The 4,907-nt window shown below is 72.5% G+C and carries 2 protein-coding genes; both read right to left on the reverse strand.

The window, feature by feature from the left end; genetic code table 11:
• The coding region (locus SM447_RS27035; RefSeq protein WP_474575696.1) for a type I polyketide synthase at positions 1 to 3,723 on the reverse strand (3,723 nt) is incomplete at its 3' end.
• Between the two features lie 56 nt (positions 3,724 to 3,779).
• Positions 3,780 to 4,904 (reverse strand): DUF6421 family protein, encoded by a 1,125-nt coding sequence (locus SM447_RS27040; protein ID WP_474575697.1) that lies wholly within the window; start codon positions 4,902 to 4,904, stop codon positions 3,780 to 3,782.
• Positions 4,905 to 4,907 lie beyond the last annotated feature (3 nt).

The raw sequence follows: 4,907 nt of genomic DNA on the forward strand, positions 1-4,907 counted from the left end.
CCCCACACCCTCACCCCAACCCGTCCCATCCGCCCCCGCCGAAAACGCCTTACACCGCCCATCCACCGACAACCCACCCTGCCGCGAAAACTCCACGAACATCCCGGCGGTCGACATGACCGTGGCCCCGCCGGCAAGCGCCAACGAACACTCACCCGCCCGCAACGACTGCGCCGCCAGGTGCAGCGCCACCAACGACGACGAACACGCCGTATCCACCGTCACGGCCGGCCCCTCCAGACCAAGCGTGTACGCCACCCGACCCGACGCCACACTCGGCGATCCGCCAGTCAGCGCGTACCCGGCGAAGCTTTCCGACGCCTCGTGTAGCGGGGGGACGTAATCCTGGGGCATGACACCGAGGTGGACTGCCGTCCGGCTGCCGCCCAGCGACGTCGGCGCGATGCCGGCGCGTTCCAGCGCCTCCCAGGACACCTCCAGCAGGAGCCGCTGCTGCGGGTCCATCGCGCGCGCCTCGCGCGGGCTGATCCGGAAGAGATCGGCGTCGAAGTCCAGCGCGCCGGTGAGGAAGCCGCCGCTGCGTACCTGCCCGGTCTCCGACGGGTCGAGGCTCCAGCCGCGGTCCTCCGGGAAGGGGCCGATCGTATCGATCTCGTCGTGCACCACCCGCCACAGGTCCTCGGGCGAGGCCACCCCGCCCGGAAAGCGACAGGCCATGCCCACGATGACGATCGGGTCGTCGTCGGCGCGGGGGCCGGTGTCGGTCCGGTGCGTCGGTTCGGCCTGCCCGGTGAGCTCGCGGTCGAGGTGCCGGACGAGGGCGGCGGGAGTGGGGTGGTCGTAGAGCAGGGTGGCCGGCAGCTCCAGCCCTGTCGCGTGGCCGAGCCTCGTGCTCAGCTCCACTGACGTCACCGAGTCGAAGCCGAGCTCCTGGAAGGTGCGGTCGACCGTGATCGCGGTCGGGTCGCCGTGCCCGAGCACGGCCGCCGCTTGGGCGCGTACCAGGACGTGCAGGTCCCGGGGCGGCTGCCCGGCACCGGCGGGAACCGCGCCGTCGTGCGCGGCGGCGTCGTGCGCGGCGGCGCCGGACTCCGGCTGTGGCCCGACGGGCCCCGCCGGTTCCGCCATGCGACGCGGCGCGCCGGCATCGGTGGGGATCCAGTATGGCTGCCGTTGGAAGGCGTAGGTGGGCAGCTGCACGGCGTGCGCGCCGGTGCCCTCGAACATCGGCCGCAGGTCCACGGCGACGCCTTGGACGTGCAGCTCCGCCAGGGACAGCAGCAGCCGCCGCAGCCCGCCGTCGCCGCGGCGCAGGGTGCCCTGTACGACGGCACGCTCCCCGGCCAGCGTCTCCCGCACCGGCCCGGTCAGCACCGGGTGTGGGCTGGCCTCGACGAACACGCCGTGTCCGGCGTCCGCCAGGGCGCGGACGGCCTCCTCCAGCCGCACCCGCTCCCGCAGGTTGCGGTACCAGTACTCGGCGTCGAGCGCGGGCGCGGGCAACGGGCCGCCGGTCACGGTGGAGTAGAAGGCGGCCTCGCCGTCGCGGGTGGTGACCTTCGCTGCGGCGCGCAGCACCTCGTCGCGGATCACCTCCACCTGCGGCGAGTGCGAGGCGTAGTCGATGGGGACCAAGCGGGTGCGCACGCCGCGCGCCGCGTGTTCGGCAATCGTCTCCCGGACGACCTCGACCGTGCCGGACACCACCACCGCGTTCGGGGCGTTCACCGCACCGATCGCGACCCGGGTCTGGTCGACGTCGGCCACGGGCATCGCCAGCAGGGCCATCGCGCCGTGGCCGGACAGCCGCGCGACGATGGCCCGGCTGCGTTCGACCAGGAACCGCAGCGCGTCTTCCACGGACACGATGCCGGCCGCGCAGGCCGCCGTCATCTCGCCCTGGGAGTGGCCCACCACGGCCGCCGGCCGCAGGCCGACGGCGCGCCAGACCTGCGCCAGGCAGACCTGCACCGCGAACAGCGCGGGCTGCATGACGTCCATGCGGCGCAGGGCGGCCTCGTCGGCGAGCACCTCGCGCAGCGACCAGTCGACCAGCCCGTCCAGCAGCCGGGCGCACGAATCCATCGGCGCGGCGAACAGCGGCAGGGAATCCCACAACGCCAGGGCCATCCCCGCCCACTGTGGGCCCTGCCCGGGGAACATCCACACCACGTCCCCGACCGGGCCCGCCGTACCCTCGACCACGTGTGGCGACGGCTCGCCCGCCGCGAGCGCGGCCAGGCCGGCCAGCAACTCGGCGCGCTCCGTGGCGACCACGACGCCACGGTGCTCCAGCACCGAACGGGTGGTGACCGTCGCGTACCCGACGTCGGCCGGGCGCAGGCCGCTGTCGGCGGCCACCCAGTCCCGCAGCCGCGCGGCTTGGGCCCGCAGCGCCGCCGGGGTGCGACCCGACACCAACACCGGTACCGGCGCGGTCGGATCGTCGTTCGCGGGCCCGGCAAGGTGCGGCCGGGTCACGGCCGGGGCCGCCCCGACCACCACGTGGCAGTTCGTGCCGCCCACGCCGAACGAGCTGACGCCCGCCAGCCGGCGGCCGTCCGGCCACGGCGAGGTCGTGTCGTTGACGCGCAGCCGCAGGCGGTCCATCGGGATTGCCGGGTTCGGCTCACGGTAGTGCAGGCTCGCCGGTAGGGCGCCGTGGCCGAGCGACAGAAGCACCTTGATCAATCCGATCACCCCGGCGGCGGCGTCGAGGTGCCCGATGTTTGTCTTCACCGAGCCGACCAGCAGAGGCTGCTCCTCGGGGCGGCCGGGACCGAACACCGAGCCGAGCGCCTGCGCCTCAACCGGGTCCCCGGCCCTGGTCCCGGTGCCGTGCAGCTCGACGTAGCTCACCTGCGCCGGGTCCACCCCGGCCTGCGCGCAGGCATCGCGCAGCAGCTCGCGCTGCGCGTCGCCGTCGGGGACGGTGAGGCCGGCACCGCCGCCGTCGTTGTTGACCGCACTGCCGAGCAGGACGCCGTGGATCCGGTCACCGTCCGCGAGGGCGTCGGCCAGGCGCTTGAGCACGACCACCCCGCCGCCCTCCCCCCGGACGGTGCCGTTGGCGCGGGCGTCGAAGACGTGGCAGCGCCCGTCTGGGGAGAGCGCACCCGCGCGGGCGAAGGCAAGTGTGCTGTCCGGCGTCACATTCAGGTGTACGCCGCCGGCAAGCGCCAGCCGAACAGCACCCGACCGCAGGCTCTCCGCAGCCAGGTGCACGGCGACCAGGGAGGACGACTGCGCCGCGTCCACGGTGAGGCTGGGTCCGCGCAGGCCGAGGTGGTAGGAGACGCGGTTGGCGATGACGGCGCGACTCAGCCCGGTCAGCGAGTGGTGCGACACCGCGGCGTCACCGTGCCGGTGCACGAGAGCGGCGTAGTCATCGCCTGCAGCACCGAGGAACACCGCGGCCGAACCGCCGCGCAGTCCCACCGGCGCCATTCCGGCGTGCTCCAGCGCGGTCCAGCTCAGCTCCAGGGACAGCCGCTGCCGTGGGTCCATGGCGACGGCCTCGCGCGGCGAGATGCCGAAGAATCCGGGGTCGAAGTCGGCGACCCCGTCCAGGAATCCGCCCCGGCGCAGCCCGGCGACCTCGACGGTGTCGTCGAGGTCCCACCGGCCCGGCGGCACGTCGCCGATCGCGTCGGCTCCGTCGCGCAGCAGCCGCCAGAAGGCGTCGAGGTCGTCGGCGCCCGGCACGCGGCAGGACATGCCGACGACGGCGATCGCCTGCTCGCTCGGACGACTCGCGGGCATGTCGGTTCCTCTCCGGTCGGGTCGGCTCGGGCTCGTCGAGGTGGACGTACGCCGGGTCAGACGCCCAGGCGTTGCTTGACCTCGGCGAAGAACGGGATGTGGCGGTAGTCCTTCGCGTCCGGGTCGTAGTCGGTGTACTGGTTGGTGAAGGCGAACAGGTCCTGCTGCACCTCCTCCGCCGGTTTGGTGTGCACCCGCTGCTCGATGCGCTCGATCTCGCCGAGGAACTGCGCCAGCACGGCGGGCAACCGCGGATGGACGTGGATCAGGCCGCCGCGCAGCTCGATGCCGCCGTGGCCGGACAGGTAGTTGAAGAGCAGCTGCGAGGCGACGGCGTCGTAGTTGGGGCGCGGGATGCCCTCCACCGCGTAGCGCAGCAGCCGCTCGGCGAGGATGTACTCGTACGCCAGCCGCGCCTGCTCGGCGGGCAGGTGCGGATCCTCGAGGCAGACCAGCATCGCCGAGACGTCGACGCGCAGCTCCTCCAGGCCCGCCAGCGGCTTCAGCTTCTTGATCGGGAGGTACTCGGGGATCGGCATGTCCCCCTGCCGGTGGTGGTACTCGTGCAGGCGTACCCACCAGGAGGAAGCCTGCTCGACCGTGCGGTCGTCGACACCCCGCAGCAGCGGGAAGCTGCCCTCGGCCATCACCGCGTCGATCATCTTGCGGGTGATCCGGTTGTGCCGCTCGACGAACTTGTTGATGAAGTAGAAGATCAGGTCATCGCCCTGCTGGATGCCGTCGATGTGGTTCTCCGGGAACAGCGCCACCACGACGCGCGAGTCGAACCCTGTCGAGCCGGAGGTGATGTTCACCGGCATGGTGGGGCTGGCGTAGCGGGTGGCCAGGTGCGGGTTCGTCGGCAGCGTCTCGTAGGTCAGGTAGTCAAGTGACAGCGAGGGGAAGTAGGACGCCTCGAACAGCGAGAAGATCCGCTGGTCGCGCCCCTCGTTGATGTGTTCCTTGACCGCGGTGAGCCGGGGCTTGGCGGCGTAGCCGCGCAGGTCGTCGACCAACGCCTGAGCGATCGTCAGGCGGCCCAGGTGCGGCGCGTCCGCGATCTGCTGGGCGAGCTGGTCCAGGAAGTGTTGGTCGCGGAAGGATCCCCGCGAGCCGGCGATCTTCTCCCGGATGGCGTTGACCTCATCGATGACCTCGGGTGCGGTGTCGTCGTGGGACATCGT

The organism is Micromonospora aridisoli (assembly GCF_056150025.1).

Bases quoted from the DNA above. Each gene is read 5' to 3' on its own strand.
- SM447_RS27040 (WP_474575697.1), bottom strand. From the start codon at position 4,904: ATGTCCCACGACGACACCGCACCCGAGGTCATCGATGAGGTCAACGCC.